The following is a 16,030-nucleotide window of genomic DNA, read 5'->3' as shown; positions in this document are numbered from 1 at the left end:
TCGATTCTGGCCGTTGGCCGCAAGTACCATAACGTCCACACATTATGCGTACCTACGGATACGCCTATGGAGACTTAGCGGCATGGTCTGCCTCGTATCCGCTCCGCGCTCTGAACCGAGCCGCTTGTCGCGGCGACGAGGCTTCAGAAAAGAAAAAGACAGAGGATTTAGATTGAATTTGACCATTAGCTGCGTCATGGCAACGACAAAAAACCATCAAGAAAATACGGCAAGAACCGTAAGTGCTGACACAGGAACATATTCATCATCTGAGCCATCCTTAGCCCTAAGGAGCAACTGAGACTCTATGCCATAACCTACGGCCCCCACTTGAAAGCCGATAACGACAGCCTCATACGATAGAAGCTGAGATGAGTATTCCTGCTCATGCTGGACGTAGACGTGCCTGCCGAGCAAAGCGGCAGGATCCAGACCTACGAAGGGAGAAAATGAACATGATATTTTTTCATTTTGAAGGGCAGAAATCAGAGCATGAGGCAATGAAGCAAACCCTGCAAAGGTAGGTGTTTCTGTAGAATAGATATTAGCCATTTTGATCCTCTCTCGATCAGGATGGTGAGCAGATAAGGGGAGTTGGCGCTCCCCTGATCTGCATTTAATCGGCAGAATTGCCGAAATATTAAAGAAGCTCTCCAGCAATAACAGAAGCGCGCATGTAACGTTTAAGTTCGCGAGAAACATTAGAATCGTGCTGCTTACAAATCTTTTCAAACTCTGCTTTAAGTCCAGAGTTGAGCTTGAAATTAAGAGTTGTATCTAAATCATCACCAATGGATTCAATACGCTTGTGTGCGGTTAAGCTTGAGCGATCATTACCTATTCGAGCAGAACGCTGCCGCAAATCAGCAATGCGGTCATTCTCTGAATTCATAACACACCTAGTAGTTACTGAGTAATTAAGCGGAAATTACACGACAGAAAGGTAGGTGTCAAGTAACTACCAAAGATATACCAAGAAGAAAGCCAAAGTGGAAGATAGGCACTTGATTCTAAAAGGAAAATAAAAAGGAAATCCGCAATACTGCGGAGATCCGCATGAAAGTGGGGGTGTAACAGCACCCCCACCCTGCCGGCCTGCGATCGCCAAGGCCGAAGCGACAAATCAGAACCAGGTGCTGCAGCAAGATGGAGTCGCCCAGGAGAGGCAGTGCTGCAAGGAAATTGCCTCCGGGACCCGACAACCGACTGTGCTGTGCGTTATGGGTCCGTTGCGGTAAAGCTGAGTGATCATGGCGCGAAGTGATCCTGAGGGGGGTCTCAGAGCCTCACACGCGATCAGAAGAGGGGTTGCCACGCATAATTGACGTTATGGGTAAATCGAACACCGGGGGGGCTGCGCAATCGTCCCGGTGATCGATTCTGGCCGTTGGCCGCAAGTACCATAACGTCCACACATTATGCGTACCTACGGATACACATCCTGCGTCGTTATGCTGATCAATTGATCGTGCGCGCTGTGCGGCTGCTGTCAGAAACCACGGTGAAACTGGCGCCTTTCGAGGCTGGCGTTTGTGTACCTGGGGTTGATGTGGACGAATGAACGGATGAAGGATTGGGTCCAGCGGCGGCGGCTCGTCGCTCTGCACCGAGCCACTTCTCGCCACCGCCGCTGGACGAAGAGCCAAGACAGGCAACGGTACGTTGCTCACCACGGTAATGCAGTTCAGCCACGCAGCCGCCATGTGGAAAAATGGCGTAGCCGGCCGAGAGCATGTCACGACTGGTCTGAGTAAAAGAGCGGTCGCCTTTAGATAGCTCGAAAACGAATATGGTGCCGCGAGTCTCACTAGTGATACTTCCCTTAATGACTATCTCATAACTTCCAAAAGGATCAGAAGTTACGCTAGGAAGTGGCACAACTTGCTTATTAGGTAAAATATCAGAAGCCACGTTAGGAGCTTTAGCAGGACCTTGAGAAACAGGAGCTTGAGAAACCGGCGCAACGGGCTTAGGAGATCCCACAGATAGCGGATTGCTGAAAGCACTAGCGCCGTTACGCCAGTAAATAGTGCCGAAAATAGCAACCAATACTCCGAGGAGAATAACAACGCGAGGCGATGCGAGCGCGTTTTTGCCCGCCATGGTGTCTCGATGTTGGCCGGTTGCTGTTGAGTCGTAGAGCTTGAAGACTCGTTTGTCAATTTTTCTGAGTGCAACGATGTTTGATCCATCTGTAGGCGCCCTATTCTCTTGAGCTGAATGCATGGCCTCCTTGTAGTCTTTGGCGACAAGGAACTTAAGCCACTTACCAAGCAACATCAGGTTGGAGTGCTGATAGGCGGCCTCAGAGGTCTGACGAATATCGGTGTGAACATACTTGATATTTGGAGTAGTTAGAATGATGTCCCAGTTCCAGTGGCGATGGCGTGTCCAGGCATCGAGAAAGTTCATAGGCCGATCAGCAGCCTTGGCAGCATCCATGCCACCGGGGAAATCAAAGCGGTCGAGAACCTTATCTGTCCACTTTTGAGGGAACAGGGTTTGTGCCTCATCGAAGATCATAAAGGCGTTTCGAGGCACCCAATGGAACCAAGTTCTAATGCGTTCCATGCCTTCTTGGGACTCGTGATCGATGTATAAAAGATCAAAAGTATCAGGAAGATCAGGAAACAAGCTGTGGAACTTTTCACTAGACATACCTCGGATATTAGTGACGATCATTCGACCGGCCTTGGCAGCAGGAACGGCGTCATCCCAAACAGCACCGGAAGTTTTGTATGAGCCATTAGGGCCGTGATGAATTTTGATAGCCATGTTAATTGGCTCCGGGAATAAACTTCATTGCCCAGCGAGCTGGGATAGCGGAAAAGATCATGGTTAAACCTTGAGGTATCTTGAAGAATGCAAGGGTAGATTGAATATCACCGGGGATACTTCCCCATGCAGATTTTACAAGTGCAACCACCCCGCTCTCTTCTGATATCTCTTTAACGACAGTATAAGCAATGTCAAGCATGATGACTTTGAATTGCAAGTAAGAATAGATAAGCGCTTTCGTTATGATAACGAGAGCATCCTTAAAGAACTGATAAATACCACTGGCCATGAAGTCCCAGATGTACTGGAAGAAGGTATTAGCACTATCAAGCCATGAAGCCAACCACGAAAGATCCATAAATCACCTATGCAAAGACAATAAATAGGGCGATAACAGCACACATAAATAGAACTGCTTGGGCTATCCAGTCAAGAGAGCCAGAGTATTTGTCAAGACAGAAACTTATACTTTTGCCGAGAACAGTAACCGAAGGTGGGCAGTAAAGACTTCCACCACCACCAAGAGAAAGATCACCAATAGGCGAAAATACACTTTTGAGCTTGTCTAAACCGTCCTTGATCTCATCTTTAGAATCGTCGATTTTCTTCTGCCATTTTTCATCCTCACCATCTAAAGAGCCTTGTTCGGGGGCTTTAAGCTTGGTTGTCGAGGGGCCATCACCTTCACCACAGTCGGAAGTACAAGTTCCATTACCACCGCCGCCAGTGCCAGAGCCGCTACCAGAACCAGAACCAGACCCAGAACCGCTACCTGATCCAGAACCGGTACCACTACCAGAGCCTGAAACAGTGCCAGAACCAGAACCACTACCTGAACCTGAACCAGAACCGCTGCCAGAGCCTGAGCCTGAGCCAGTACCAGAGCCGGAACCCGAACCAGAGCCAGAGCCGTTACCAGTACCTGTACCACCGCCTGAGCCGGTACCAGAGCCGGAACCAGTACCCGTGCCAGTGCCCGAATCTGATCCAGATCCAGTGCCAGGCGTAGGAGTAGTGCCAGTATCACCGCCAGAGCCAGTGCCGGTATCGGGGGATGGATTAGGAGCCGGGGCTTCATAGAGATCACCTGTAATAGTTACATCAGCAGTGCAGGTAAAACCTGCACCAGAGCCAGAGGCGCGACAGATTGCAACACCAGAAATACTTGTAGAACAACCACCTATATCAGGTGCTTGAGGAGTATCTCCAGATTGAGTCCAAGAGTAAGAAGAACTAACAGCACCCTTTGCATCTATACACTTCTGAGCAGGTGAAACATCACATATACCTGTAACAGAGTTATATGTTCCTGATTCGCAGGAGCTACCATATCGAATAAAATTAAATATAAATGGACGAGTTTGCGTTCCATCACCAACCAAAACAGTGACAGAACATGAACCAGAGGCAGAGGAACCGTCAGAAGAGGTGGTAACACCAATAGACTGTATAGTGAATGTATTATTAGCTCCTAAATATGAAGTGGAAGCCAACGCAATACAAGCTTGAGATGGAGTTGGGCGCTGGGTGTTATTATCGCCCCAAGTAAAGGAATAAGAAGGTAAAGAAAACAAAAATAGTAGTGAAAAAACAAATAGACGATAAAAAGGAATTCTAATAAATTTATAATGTATGAACATAAAAAAGCCCCGCAAACAGAAAGTAAACGGGGCGGAAGTCAAAGATATTCAGCGCACCGGATACCTGAAACCAGTGCGCTGGCCATAAGAACACCGACCAGCGCAGACCAGATCAAGGCTGATTAAACCTTACGGACGAGAGCGATGATGACACCGACAACGGCCAGGGCGCAGACAACACCGACAACAGTGCCACCAACGCTCTCACCGCCAGTCTGAGCGGTAGCCAGTGCAGCATTGGCATCAGCAGCAACGTCTGCGAAAGCAGCAGAGCCGATAAATGCTGTGACTGCGCCAGTGATGCCAACAACGGCGCGACGGAAAGATGGAACGGAACGGAACTTGGCAATTGCTTGTTTCATTGTGTTAACTCCGGCGAATTTTTCGCACTATAGAAATGATTAAGCCAGCAGAAAAGCCGACGATAAACAGCATTATGGTTCCCCAGAAAAACTGGAGGAATACGTCAGTGTCAAAGCCACCGTTAATAAGCAAATCAAGTTGAGCTTGCTGTTCAGGTGTTACAACATAAGTTTCCGACCAAGTCTGAGAGTCGCACGAAGTCACGCCTTCTGACGAAGTGGAAAAACGACTGCATACTAAAACTGACTGAGTCGGCACTTATTAACCCGCCTTATTCATTGCGGCTGAAAGAGGCGGAATATTCTTACGACGACCTTGACGAGGATCACAGGTGAACTCAAGACGGCCATCACGAACATCGGCAATGACATCGCACTCGTAAGTACCGGGCTGAGGAACTTCGGCCGGTGTGGAGGCATAGAAGTCAGTCTTCTGTGGATACGGAATGTGAGGCAAATGAACGAATGCCTGAAACATCGTATAAGGCTTTTGAGACTTGGCAGCAACGCCAGAACGCTGAATGCCGGTTACTTCGATAAGTAGTGTCATGGACATGGTAGAGCCCCTTACAGTGTAGGCAGCCGAGAACTTAGGCTCGGATTGCGATATGCCCAGCTGGGCGGAATTAGATTTGGTAAACGGCGAAACGTGAGAAACTGGCGCTTGGCTATTTGAGACTTGACCTGCTCAGCTGATGCAGCCTGTAGAAACAGACGCATAAGCGAGCTAGCGAAAGCACTATCATCAATGTTGCCAGAGTTAAAATTAGCAATCTCAGCCTCGACTGAATAACGAAGAATCTGGTATTGAGACTTGTCCATTATTTATCCACCATCAGATAAATGCAGATGACAACAATAAGTATCACAAAGAATAGAGCCAGTGGCGCATTAAAAGAGAGAGAAAAACGCATTAATAACCCATCCATTCAGCCATTGAGTAAGTGCCTTTTTCTTGGCGCTCTAAAAACCAGATTTTCTCAGGTTTAACGCCCTGTTCTTTCCTAACTTCGATAACAGCGAGTGTTTCAGTAACTTGCTGGGCGAGGACAGGGTTCATAAACTCACGAACGTGACGCTGATGATCGAACATGCGACGTTGCCCAGGTGAAAGCTGAATGCCTTGAAGGCTTACAGTCTTCATGCTGCAACCTGCAAATGGTTGGCGCGCTTATACCAATGCGGAACAGACAGGGACGACTTTTCAACCTCGCGACACTGACGAACAAAAACGGGGGCAAATCGACTGGTATCACATGCATTACGTATGTTAATGCCAATACGATTAAGCTTTGCAGCATGCTCATTAACTTGGCGCTTCTTGAAGTCAAATTGAGCACCATGCATCCACTCAAGTGCATAGCTTGCAGTTGTTCGGGCAGAACGAAGGGAATCGACAACGTTCTCAGCAATAAGCTGCTGGCTGATACTGGCTATGTCCATTGCAGTCACCTTTAACTTTTCGTCTATTCTTAAAAACTCTCGATGGAGTTGACCAAAACGGCCTTCATCAAACATGCCCCAATAACAGAGGCGCTCACGCTGGAGATATTCACTTTTAAGTTCCTGCTCTAATCGAACTACGCCTTGTTCAGAGCAATAATCACGGACTTGTAATACATAGGCATACTCTGGAGAGGAGTCACCATATAGGCGTTTAGTTTTCGGAATTAAATTCTGATCAAGTTCAAATGTCTTGTCATAGGCCTTTCGATACTGGAGACGACCGCCCTGACCATTACCCTTTGGAGTCCAAGATACTGTCCTGCCATTTGGATAAAGAAAACCAATGGAATGGCCTATACGCTGGCTAGAAACACCACGCAAGTAAGCGAGAACATTGCCACTACCAAGAGCAAAGTTAGTTGTCAGGTCAATACGTTCAATCTTTGTTCCGTCGGCAACGAGATCGCCAGACTTAGCGCCTGAGACGCCCTGACGCAACTCAACGCGAGTGCAACGGGTGAAAGGAGGAAGCCCGTACTCACGCAAAAGTGCGTTATAGACGGCAATACATTGGTCGATGGATGTGAAACCGAAAAGATTGTCAAGACGCCCTACTCTGCTTGGATTGCCCTCAACACGGACTTTTCGACCCTGCACATGAATAGTGACTGAGGTGGAATGACTTGCCTCGTGCTTAAAACGAGGTTGACGGGTGCTGAGGACCTCATTGGTGTTGGCGTCAATGGTGAGAGTGAAGACGTCGCAGACGACAGGCAAGTCGTGGTCGTGCTCCTGTGAAACTGAAAGCCAGTCGATCATCATGCAGAACGTCCTTACACATGCACACAAGTAACATATGACGCGAATGTACACATGTGGAACTGCACACGTCAATACATGTCAACGTGCACACATGTATTATCTGGAGGAAATTTGATGAACGGTGAAGGCATGGCCACAAACGTAAGACTGACGACAGCCGAACAGGAGGCTATTCGTCAAAAAGCTATAGAATTCAATAAGTTACTGATAAAGCAGGGTAAGCAGCCGCTACGAGATAGCGAATTGGTGCATAAAATCCTAGAAATATCAGTACCTTGCGCAAGGCTCACAGAGAGCGGAGACGTGATAATCGAGTGCAAGTGATGTGAAGAATTGCGGAGAACCGCATGAAAGTGGGGGTGTAACAGCACCCCCACCCTCGCCGCTCCAAAATCGCAAAAGGGCACACAGCATGGCAGACGCAAAATCGGTACGAATGTACGCAATCGGAGAAACGCTCTCAGAGGAGCTTTGGGAGTCGCCGCAAGATAATGTTCTGCGCAGGTTCGGGCAGGAGCTGATGAGCTTGAGCGGGATCTGCGTGCATTGCGGTGGCGAAGACGACGAATGCCAGGCTTGCGGTGGATCTGGAATCAGACGCGCCTGAGGGAGTGCTGCAAGTACGAGCCTCCGGGACCTGACCACCGAGGGGCTGTGAGTTATGGGTCCGTTGCGGTAAAGCAGAGTAATCAGTGATGGGATGGTGAAGCAAAGGAACGGTACCAAATCCGCTCCTGGGCAACGACCTCGAGACGCCGATCGGAAAAATCAGTGGTACCAAATCAATCAAGCAGATCTAGCTGGCCGGTTTTCTCAAGCAGAAGCGCGGCAGCAGATCGAGCACCTTCGATAACAGCTCTAAGGCGTGATACTTCATCCTTGAGTTGATCAATCTCAAGAACAGCCAAAGCATTAGCGGTGACGTACATGCCATAACACTCAGCGGCATGAGCATAGGCCTTAGCGCCGGTATTCTTGCTGGTAAGTGATTTGAGCTTTTCAACGAAGTCAGAATCAGCATCAGTGATTTTGATGAGCATTTTGGTACCACTCCAGTTAACCAGGTGAAGATCCTGGGCGAGTTAATGGTACCAAATCGTCTCGATAGAAAAAGTAGTTTGGTACCAAAAAAAGCGCCGGCTGTCGCACCAGGAGAAGCACAATGGTACCGATACGCATAATTGACGTTATGGCTAAATCGAACACCGGGGCTTCGCAATGATCCCGGCGATCGATTCTGGCCGTTGGCCGCAAGTACCATAACGTCCACACATTATGCGTAACAAGGTGTTACCAATTCAGAGCGCACCCCAGACGAATTTCAACTGGTACATCACATCACCTACGACACCGTTCTTGACTTACACCTGAGCGAAACCACCATCCACGAACCTTTCACTGCCTGTCATGAAACTGCTCTCATCTGACGTCAGAAATAATACTGCTGCGGCGACTTTCTCTGAACGCCCCATGCGCCCTGACGGCAGTTGCCCGACCATCGCATTGATGACTGCATCACGCGGGCCTGTACCTGCAAACGCAAGGTCCAGGCCTGGCGTCGAGACGGGTTCGGGTGAACGTACGTTGACGCGAATGCCGGTGCCTTTCAGGTCAAGGGCCCAGCTTCTGGCGAAGTTACGCAGCGCTGCCTTCGTGACGCTGTAGATGCTGGATGCATGAGTACCCATTGCCGCGGTTGTCGAGCCACAGAGCCACCACTGCGCATCAGCGGCAGCGCCTTTGGTACAGTAAACAGAGTACCTTTCACGTTGACACCAAAGGTACGATAAAGGATTCCTCGGTAATTGATCCGAGCGGCTGGAAATCACGAGGCCGGCGTTGGCGAACAGAATATCGATCCGGCCAAGCGAAAGTCGCATGATGACCGCTCCCTTGGTTAATCAGTAACATTAGGATTGACAGAAGCATATCCCCTGCCCTCTATATATAGCTACCCTGCTATAACTCAACTAAAGAGACATTTAGTTGAGTTATATTCAAACGCCCTGAAAGCCCGATATTTTAATCCCCTCACCTACGCACCCACCGCTGCAGCCTGACACATAACCCTCGACGTAACACACGCCATGTCAGCCTGGTTGCTGGGTCACAATGTTTTCAAAGAGCCGGTCGACACCCACCACTGGCTGGGCGTCACGCTTATTCTTGTTGGTTTGCTCCTGTTGGGACAGCAGGCATGACCCGCCGCTGCGCGACGATATGCGCCATGGCCAGCGTTGGGCTGGTCAGCTCGGCGCAACGGGGCATGGGCTGGAACATGACCCGCCTGCCCTCACCCGCGCAACTTTTCCATGAGACGTTCATGGTATCGAAAACTGTGGGTGTCACGCTGATCGTGGCAGGTGTCTTGACCATCAACCTGCGACGCATCCACAACCCACCACTTCAGGATTTTTCCCATGAAAATCAGCGTTTTCGGTAGCGGATACGTAGGCCTGGTACAAGCAACCGTACTTGCCGAAGTCGGCCACGACGTTGTCTGCATGGACATTGATCGAGCCAAAATCGACCAGCTGCGCCTGGGTCAGGTGCATATTTACGAACCGGGGCTGGCCAACCTGGTGCGTGAAAACCTCGATCACAAACGCTTGCTCTTCACCACTGACGAGCAACTGGCGGTAGAGTATGCCGATGTGCTGTTCATTGCCGTAGGGACACCCTCCAGAGAGGACGGATCGGCTGATCTGAGCGGCTTTTTTGCGGTGGGTGAAGCCATCGCTCGACATCGCTGTGAGCCGCTGATCATCGTCGAGAAGTCCACCGTGCCGGTCGGCAGTGGTGACGCCTTGCGGGGGCATATCGACAAGGCGCTGCGTCAGGCTGGCCGGCTGTTGCAGTTCGATGTGGTGTCCAACCCGGAGTTTCTCAAGGAAGGGTCGGCCGTCAACGATTGCCGACGCCCGGACCGCATCGTCATCGGCTGTGACAATGAAGCGGTGCGCAAAGTCATGCGCGAGCTGTATGCACCCTTCAACCGCAACCATGACCGGATCATGTTCATGGACCTGCGCAGCGCCGAACTGACCAAGTACGCTGCAAACTGCATGCTGGCGACCAAGATCAGCTTCATCAACCAGATCGCCGAACTGGCCGAGCACCTCGGCGCGGACGTCGAGTCTGTGCGTTTGGGCATCGGGGCCGACTCACGCATCGGTTACGACTTCATTTATCCCGGTTGCGGTTATGGCGGTTCGTGCTTTGGCAAGGACATCCGCGCGTTGATCCACAGCGCCAAAGAGGCCAACTGCTCGAATGATCTGCTGTCGGTGGTCGAGGCGATCAACGAGCGGCAAAAGAACAAACTGTTTGAAAGGGTCAACGCGTTCTACCAAGGCGACCTGCGGGGCAAGACTTTTGCGTTGTGGGGGCTGGCGTTCAAACCCAACACCGACGATATGCGCGATGCGCCAAGCCGGGTGCTCATGGAAGCACTCTGGGACGCTGGCGCGACCATTCGGGCATTTGACCCCGAAGCCATGCAGGAAACCCAGCGCATCTACGGTCATCGCAAGGACCTGGTTCTGATGGGCACACCAGAATCGACGCTCAACGACGCCGATGCACTGATCATCTGCACCGAATGGCAGCAATTCAAGGCGCCAGACTTCGAGCTGATCCAGCAGCGCCTGGGCGCGCCGGTGATTTTCGATGGGCGTAATCTGTATGACACCGAACGGCTGGCAAAACACGGCTTCCACTACTTCCCTATCGGGCGTGGTGAGTCCTGCGACCTCCCGATCCCGCAGAAACAATGGATGCCTTACAAGCCGCAGGTTAGCAGCCAGGTCGTATAGCGAGTTATCAGTTGCTCGTGGCCACGGGAGCCTGATTGACGCAATAGTAGATCCGCTCGCCGACCTTGACGCTGTCCACGATGCGCAGCGGTGAGTTTGGCGGCGCTGTCTTTTGTCGGCGACAAGGTTGATCAGCGGAACGTTGTTGCCTGGTCAACAAGACGTGAAAAAAATGCCCAACCTGAATGAAATGGTTTTCATGATTGTCCCGCTAGAAATCGACCAGGCTGCTACGTATATTCAGTCTCGCAAACGGCTTTAACACCGCGAACTGAACTCACAACGCAAACGACGATGGAATAAAAAGAGTGCACAGCGAAAAATCAGGATTTTATGCGTGGAACTTTGGCTTGCCGATTGCAATAGCGCTGTTGACCTTTGTCGTTTTCGACCTTACCTCGCTCGACGTAGCCATCAGCAACTGGCTTTATTACCCGCTCCAGGTATTTCCGTTTGAGCACGATCGCCTGTTTGAAAACCTGACCCACCGATGGCCGCGAATCATTCCGGACTGGACCGGAGAAGCCGCAGTGATCGGACTGGTGTTGTCCTTCATCTGGCCATTACTGAAACCCGGGCGCAACGACCGAATGATCGGTCTGCTTGAAACGGTTCGGGTAGCTCCCCTGCTGCGCTTCACCGCCGGCCATCGCCGCGACCTTTTGTTTATCGTGGTGTCCTTCGCTGTGATCACCGGCATGATCCACTTTTTCAAAAGCCATACGAGCATCTACTGTCCGGTGGAAACCACACTGTATGGCGGCACAATGGAGAAAAAGGAGTGGTTCGAAAACTTCAGCCTGTTCCATGAGGCAGGCGCAGGTCGATGCTGGCCCGGAGGTCATGCTTCAGGTGGGTTTACCATGGTGGCGCTGTACTTTGTTGCGCGTCGTTATCGTTGGCGACATGCAAAAGCGATTCTTTATGCATCAACGGTATTAGGGGCTGTCTACGGAACGACACGAGTGGTTCAGGGCTGGCACTTCATGTCGCATACGTTCTGGGCCGGCGTGATTGTCTGGCTGAGCGCCCTGCTTGTTGCGCTGGCTTTTTATGGCTGGCGGCAATTGGCGCAACCGCTGGATATGGCGACTGCACATGAGAAAAGCTTGGCAAAAAAGTCACCTGTGAGCACCTGACCTGGCGCAGATCCACAGTGGCCGAAGACGCGTCCGACATTTCGGATGCGACCAGTAATCGGGCAAAACTAAATCGCTTCGCAGGTCTACTAATCTCACAGATAAGCCAACCTGGCGCAGGTCATGCCCAAGCATGACCTGACCGGTTGGCCAATCCTGTGTTAACCGCGAACTTTTTTTCAGGAATAGTTTTAGAGCACACAAACTACAGACGGCGCAAGGGATGCGCCAACACCACGCAACAGGGAGAGTTATGAAAACAATGCCGGCTTTCACGTACGTGTTTTTCCTCGGTTTCTTTCATTCAAACGCCTTCTCTGCAGAGATGAACCCTTATGAGAAGATTATCAGCACTGCGTCAGGTGAGCAGGTCTGTTTAACGCTGGACAGTGAGTCAAATGCTGTGTCACTGCTGAAATGCGTTAACACTGATCATCAACAATGGATCTTTGTGTCAGAAGGATCCATGTCGTATATAAAAAACAAGGCGCTAGGCGGATCGGCACAACCAATGTGTTTGTCGGCGTCGAACCCAAGTAGCGTCAGCATGAAAACCTGCGCCAGCGCCAACAGCAACGACTATGAATCCTTGCGACTCTGGAGCAGGGACGGTGACAATCCCAGCTTGTTATCAAATCAATACATCAAGGATTTAGGGTTTGATAACTATCTGCTCAGCAACGGAAGCGAGCAGTTGGTGTTTGGCAAGGCAGAGGCGGCTTTGTCGAAATGGACAATCACTCAACCTCTTTACGAAGAGATCATCAGCACAGTGAGTGGCCTCGACACCTGTTTAACGGTGGCGGGTGACATGACCAGCGTGGTACTGCAAAAGTGCCTGGGCAGGGACAGCCAGCAATGGACGTTTACGCCAGAGGGGACAAGGCTGTATATAAAAAACAAATTGCTGGCCAGCTCAGTGCCAGAAATGTGTTTGTTTGCTGCGAACTCAAACAGTGTGAAAATGGCAACGTGTGACAGCGTTGACGGCAGCGACTATCAGACCAAACGACTATGGAACAGGGACGGTAACGCACCCAGCGTGCTGTCGAACAAATATATCAGTGATCTGGGAAAGGCTAACTACCTGCAAATCAATGCCAGCGAGCAGTTGATATTTGGCAGCAAAGAGCAACGCTCGGCGAGCTGGGGTATCGCCAAGCGCTATGGGTACATCAGGAACGTTGAAAAAGGGCAGGAAACTTGCCTCGCGTTGTCTGCTGATGAAGTCAATGTCGAGTTTTCTCCCTGCAAGAGTGTGGCCGGACAAGATTGGCGAATGTCCATGATCGCACCGGGATATGATAAATTGACCAATCGCGCGCTGCTTGATAGGGATGCAGAAAAGTGCTTAGGGCCAGACAGTAAAATAATCAATTGTCAAGGCACTGGGTACACTTCGCAACGCTCCTGGAGCTACAGCAGGAACTTTGTTCCGCCCGCAGAAGGTTTTACCCTGGCCAATAAGTATCGCAACGACCTTGTGGTTGATAATGAGGTTCTGGGCTTTTCAGGCAATACTGTTCAGATGGTGCCGGAATCACGGTCGAATGCGGTGACGTGGAACTTTGAACTGGCGATACCTAAAATCCCCAGACGCCCCGTCGTAGGCGACAGAAAAGTTCTCCTGCTGCATACCCAATACAGTGACAGACCCGAAACCGACTTCGTCGAGGTTCAGCGAGGTTTTTTTGGAAGTCCAAATGATAACTATTCATTCATCAACGCGGTTCACCGCGCCTCTGATAACAACCTGCATTTTACAGGCGATGCAGTGACCGGTCTTGACCTGGGTCCAAGACCTTCGGATTGCCCGTCAACTGAACTGAGGAACAAAGCGATAGACCTCGCACGGGCTAAAGGATTCGACAGTAATAACTACGATTATGTCGCCTTCGAGATTCCCTCTACTTCGTGCTCCTGGGTTGGCCTTGCTGCGGTACCGGGCTGGTGGGCCATGGGAAATAATACGGGACACAAGCCGTGGATGTGGCAACACGAATTTGGCCATAGTCTCGGCGGCCCGCACGCAAAATCGCTGGAACGCTGCCCGTATGACAATCGAGAAGTGGTGCAAATCGGTGGCAGCGGGTGCGCAGTCACCGCCGCGGGCGATCCATCGGATACCCTTAATGGCGGAGGCTCACGCCTTTACCCCATTCCTTATCTGTACTACGCAGGCTGGCTCACTGATGAGCAATTCCCTGAAGTGATAAAAAATGGCACCTATGAAATTGCACCCTTGTTTAGAAAAGCCAATGCCACAGTTGTCAGAGGTTTACGCCTGTTTCGTAGCGATGGCAGTTACCTTACTCTGGAATTGCGCAAGCCTTCACCGGGCTTTGAAAACTGGCCAACTGATGATCCATTCGTCAATGGCGTGATTGTGAGAATCGCACGATTTAGCGTTAACTCCGTTTCCAACACGCTCGTGGACACAACGCCAACAGGCATACATGGCATGAAAGACGCCCCCTTGCAGCCAGGTGCGTCGGCAGATGACGTGTTATCAGGGAAGCGAATCACCGTTAGCCATATCGATGACTCAGGGGCTACCGTCGAGATCAGCGATATTCCAAGTAGCTTGCTTTTTGAACGCTCCCCTGTTGAGCGGCCGGTACAGCAGGACGAGCAGGTGGTGGAAGATTAAGGGTCTGCAGGATTGAAACTTTAATCAGAACTGTCCACTGCATCGGCATTCAATGTGCGCCATAGACCTCCTCTACTGCACGATGAGATCGTATGGCGCGCTTGACACTTTATTGCCACTCAACGCTTGCTGCATCAGCCCTGTACATCGTGAAATAAAAACGGGGAGCGATAGACACTCCCCGTTTTTTATATTCAGCTCAAGTCTCACTGCATTGCATCAGAGCATCAGATCGCAGCAACAACCTTGGCTGGCGGCTGAGTACGACGACCCAGTACACCTGCACCGGCCGCTACCAGACCCGAAATCACCAGAGTAATCAGCAGAATCCACGCACCTTGCGAAACACGCTTGGCAGTGACTTCAGCCGCTTCACGTGCTTTTTGTTCAGCCTGAGCTTTCAGTTCCTGATACTTGGCATAAGCCTGACGATAGCTGGCTTGAGCCTGATCAACGATCTGATTGGCTTCAGCATCAGTCTTGTTGCCGCGTGCCTTGATCAGGTTAACCAGCGCCTGACGGTCAGCAGCGTCCCAAGCCTGGTCGCCTTTGGCTTTGATGCGATCCATCAGGCCGCCCAACTGCTCGTCGGCTTGCTGAGGGTTCTGTGCGCTTTGTTTAGCCGTGTTTTGTGCGTCCTGCTGGGTAGCCTGGGCTTCCTGCTTGACGTTGTCCGGGTTCAACTCGGCTTTACCGGTCTGACGCATGGCGGTTTCGATTTCACCCTGAATATCGTCCAGGTTGAAGTCGATGCCCTGTGCACGCAGTTGGTCCTGGATCTTGCTGCCCACTGCCGGAGCAACCTGAGCGATGCCGCTGCCCAGCGCCGACATGCCGCTGCCTGCCAGATTAAGACCGCCGCGCACCACACCGGTGACTGCGCTGGAGACCAGGTACACAGTGATGAGCGATACCGTCGCCCAGACCAGCAGGCCATGGAATGCACCTTCGCGTTGAGCCAGACGACCTGCAGCCCAACCGCCAACGAACAGCGAAATCACCGAGCTGACAACCACCCAGATACCAGCGCCTGTACCAATACCGGACAACGGATTGGCTTCTTGCATCGGATCAATGCTGGCGCTGCCAATGGCAGTGCCTAAAAGGTTAAGCAAAAGCGAAACAACCATGGCCAGTACAGCACCGGCCAGAATCGCACTCCAGGAGATTCGTTTAAGCAGCGGTGCCGTCGCATGAGTTTCTTGATACACGGGAGCACCGGGGGCGATACGGTCGTCTCTAATCATAATAATAGTCCTTTGATCATTGGCAGTTGACGCTAAATTGTTTGGCGTACAAATCAATGACCCAAGCGACACTCAAGAAGTTTAAAACTTTTATCCACTTTTTTTCAGGCATCAAAAAAGGCGGACAAAAG

Annotated in this window: 15 protein-coding genes and 2 pseudogenes; 5 read left to right on the top strand and 12 right to left on the bottom strand. The window is 51.0% G+C overall.

The window, feature by feature from the left end; translation table 11 throughout:
• Positions 1 to 216: 216 nt before the first annotated feature.
• From QRN38_RS07310 to QRN38_RS07255, 11 genes and pseudogenes are all read right to left on the bottom strand, one after another.
• Positions 217 to 552, bottom strand: coding sequence for a hypothetical protein (locus QRN38_RS07310; protein WP_147466078.1), 336 nt, complete (start codon positions 550 to 552; stop codon positions 217 to 219).
• Between the two features lie 88 nt (positions 553 to 640).
• On the bottom strand, positions 641 to 892 hold the full coding sequence (locus QRN38_RS07305; RefSeq protein WP_147466079.1) for a hypothetical protein: 252 nt from the start codon (positions 890 to 892) through the stop codon (positions 641 to 643).
• A 566-nt stretch (positions 893 to 1,458) separates the two neighbouring features.
• Positions 1,459 to 2,775 carry a zonular occludens toxin domain-containing protein gene (locus QRN38_RS07300; protein WP_057418010.1) on the bottom strand — a complete coding sequence of 439 codons (1,317 nt, stop codon included), beginning with the start codon at positions 2,773 to 2,775 and terminating at the stop codon, positions 1,459 to 1,461.
• Between the two features lies 1 nt (position 2,776).
• Positions 2,777 to 3,136, bottom strand: coding sequence for a DUF2523 family protein (locus tag QRN38_RS07295; protein WP_081025360.1), 360 nt, complete (start codon positions 3,134 to 3,136; stop codon positions 2,777 to 2,779).
• Positions 3,137 to 3,143: 7 nt separating this feature from the next.
• On the bottom strand, positions 3,144 to 4,418 hold the full coding sequence (locus QRN38_RS07290; protein ID WP_159420715.1) for a hypothetical protein: 1,275 nt from the start codon (positions 4,416 to 4,418) through the stop codon (positions 3,144 to 3,146).
• Between the two features lie 122 nt (positions 4,419 to 4,540).
• Entirely contained in the window at positions 4,541 to 4,780 is a 240-nt protein-coding gene (locus QRN38_RS07285; protein WP_057418012.1) for a major capsid protein, read from the bottom strand.
• A gap of 262 nt (positions 4,781 to 5,042) precedes the next feature.
• The gene (locus QRN38_RS07280; RefSeq protein WP_081025361.1) at positions 5,043 to 5,336 is read right to left on the bottom strand and encodes a propanediol utilization protein; all 294 of its coding nucleotides are present in this window, start codon (positions 5,334 to 5,336) and stop codon (positions 5,043 to 5,045) included.
• Between the two features lie 357 nt (positions 5,337 to 5,693).
• Positions 5,694 to 5,924 carry a hypothetical protein gene (locus QRN38_RS07275; protein ID WP_057418014.1) on the bottom strand — a complete coding sequence of 77 codons (231 nt, stop codon included), beginning with the start codon at positions 5,922 to 5,924 and terminating at the stop codon, positions 5,694 to 5,696.
• A complete protein-coding gene (locus tag QRN38_RS07270; protein WP_057418015.1) occupies positions 5,921 to 7,048 on the bottom strand; it encodes a phage/plasmid replication domain-containing protein in 1,128 nt (375 codons plus the stop codon). The genes QRN38_RS07275 and QRN38_RS07270 overlap by 4 nt, the downstream gene beginning before the upstream one ends.
• 782 nt (positions 7,049 to 7,830) lie before the next feature.
• Positions 7,831 to 8,088 carry a hypothetical protein gene (locus QRN38_RS07260; RefSeq protein WP_044308059.1) on the bottom strand — a complete coding sequence of 86 codons (258 nt, stop codon included), beginning with the start codon at positions 8,086 to 8,088 and terminating at the stop codon, positions 7,831 to 7,833.
• Positions 8,089 to 8,409: 321 nt separating this feature from the next.
• Positions 8,410 to 8,913, bottom strand: a pseudogene (locus tag QRN38_RS07255) (SDR family oxidoreductase); the annotation flags it as partial.
• 234 nt (positions 8,914 to 9,147) lie between these two features.
• On the opposite strand from QRN38_RS07255, the pseudogene QRN38_RS07250 reads away from it, so the two are divergent.
• The 5 genes and pseudogenes from QRN38_RS07250 to QRN38_RS07230 all read left to right on the top strand — a co-directional run.
• A pseudogene (locus tag QRN38_RS07250) lies at positions 9,148 to 9,249 on the top strand (4-amino-4-deoxy-L-arabinose-phospho-UDP flippase); the annotation flags it as partial.
• Between the two features lie 26 nt (positions 9,250 to 9,275).
• Positions 9,276 to 9,491, top strand: coding sequence for a DMT family transporter (locus tag QRN38_RS07245; protein WP_057418016.1), 216 nt, complete (start codon positions 9,276 to 9,278; stop codon positions 9,489 to 9,491).
• A complete protein-coding gene (locus QRN38_RS07240) occupies positions 9,469 to 10,863 on the top strand; it encodes a UDP-glucose dehydrogenase family protein (protein ID WP_057418017.1) in 1,395 nt (464 codons plus the stop codon). The genes QRN38_RS07245 and QRN38_RS07240 overlap by 23 nt, the downstream gene beginning before the upstream one ends.
• Positions 10,864 to 11,171: 308 nt before the next feature.
• Complete coding sequence (locus QRN38_RS07235; RefSeq protein ID WP_057418018.1) at positions 11,172 to 12,002, top strand: phosphatase PAP2 family protein; 831 nt, start codon at positions 11,172 to 11,174, stop codon at positions 12,000 to 12,002.
• A 253-nt stretch (positions 12,003 to 12,255) separates the two neighbouring features.
• Complete coding sequence (locus QRN38_RS07230; protein WP_057418019.1) at positions 12,256 to 14,652, top strand: ricin-type beta-trefoil lectin domain protein; 2,397 nt, start codon at positions 12,256 to 12,258, stop codon at positions 14,650 to 14,652.
• 227 nt (positions 14,653 to 14,879) lie between these two features.
• On the opposite strand, the gene QRN38_RS07225 is transcribed toward QRN38_RS07230, so the two are convergent.
• Complete coding sequence (locus QRN38_RS07225) at positions 14,880 to 15,899, bottom strand: hypothetical protein (protein ID WP_057418020.1); 1,020 nt, start codon at positions 15,897 to 15,899, stop codon at positions 14,880 to 14,882.
• Between the last annotated feature and the right edge of the window lie 131 nt (positions 15,900 to 16,030).

It is taken from the genome of Pseudomonas sp. CFBP2511, from assembly GCF_030209255.1.
GTDB lineage: Bacteria > Pseudomonadota > Gammaproteobacteria > Pseudomonadales > Pseudomonadaceae > Aquipseudomonas > Aquipseudomonas avellanae.
The sequence above is the reverse complement of the archived record's forward strand: the minus strand, read 5'-3'. Positions and strand labels throughout refer to the sequence as shown.

Coding starts and splice junctions, on each gene's coding strand:
- QRN38_RS07290 (WP_159420715.1), bottom strand. CDS start 4,418: ATGTTCATACATTATAAATTTATTAGAATTCCTTTTTATCGTCTATTT.
- QRN38_RS07240 (WP_057418017.1), top strand. CDS start 9,469: ATGAAAATCAGCGTTTTCGGTAGCGGATACGTAGGCCTGGTACAAGCA.
- QRN38_RS07245 (WP_057418016.1), top strand. CDS start 9,276: ATGGCCAGCGTTGGGCTGGTCAGCTCGGCGCAACGGGGCATGGGCTGG.
- QRN38_RS07295 (WP_081025360.1), bottom strand. CDS start 3,136: ATGGATCTTTCGTGGTTGGCTTCATGGCTTGATAGTGCTAATACCTTC.
- QRN38_RS07270 (WP_057418015.1), bottom strand. CDS start 7,048: ATGATGATCGACTGGCTTTCAGTTTCACAGGAGCACGACCACGACTTG.
- QRN38_RS07280 (WP_081025361.1), bottom strand. CDS start 5,336: ATGTCCATGACACTACTTATCGAAGTAACCGGCATTCAGCGTTCTGGC.
- QRN38_RS07230 (WP_057418019.1), top strand. CDS start 12,256: ATGAAAACAATGCCGGCTTTCACGTACGTGTTTTTCCTCGGTTTCTTT.
- QRN38_RS07300 (WP_057418010.1), bottom strand. CDS start 2,775: ATGGCTATCAAAATTCATCACGGCCCTAATGGCTCATACAAAACTTCC.
- QRN38_RS07275 (WP_057418014.1), bottom strand. CDS start 5,924: ATGAAGACTGTAAGCCTTCAAGGCATTCAGCTTTCACCTGGGCAACGT.
- QRN38_RS07310 (WP_147466078.1), bottom strand. CDS start 552: ATGGCTAATATCTATTCTACAGAAACACCTACCTTTGCAGGGTTTGCT.
- QRN38_RS07225 (WP_057418020.1), bottom strand. CDS start 15,899: ATGATTAGAGACGACCGTATCGCCCCCGGTGCTCCCGTGTATCAAGAA.
- QRN38_RS07260 (WP_044308059.1), bottom strand. CDS start 8,088: ATGCTCATCAAAATCACTGATGCTGATTCTGACTTCGTTGAAAAGCTC.
- QRN38_RS07285 (WP_057418012.1), bottom strand. CDS start 4,780: ATGAAACAAGCAATTGCCAAGTTCCGTTCCGTTCCATCTTTCCGTCGC.
- QRN38_RS07305 (WP_147466079.1), bottom strand. CDS start 892: ATGAATTCAGAGAATGACCGCATTGCTGATTTGCGGCAGCGTTCTGCT.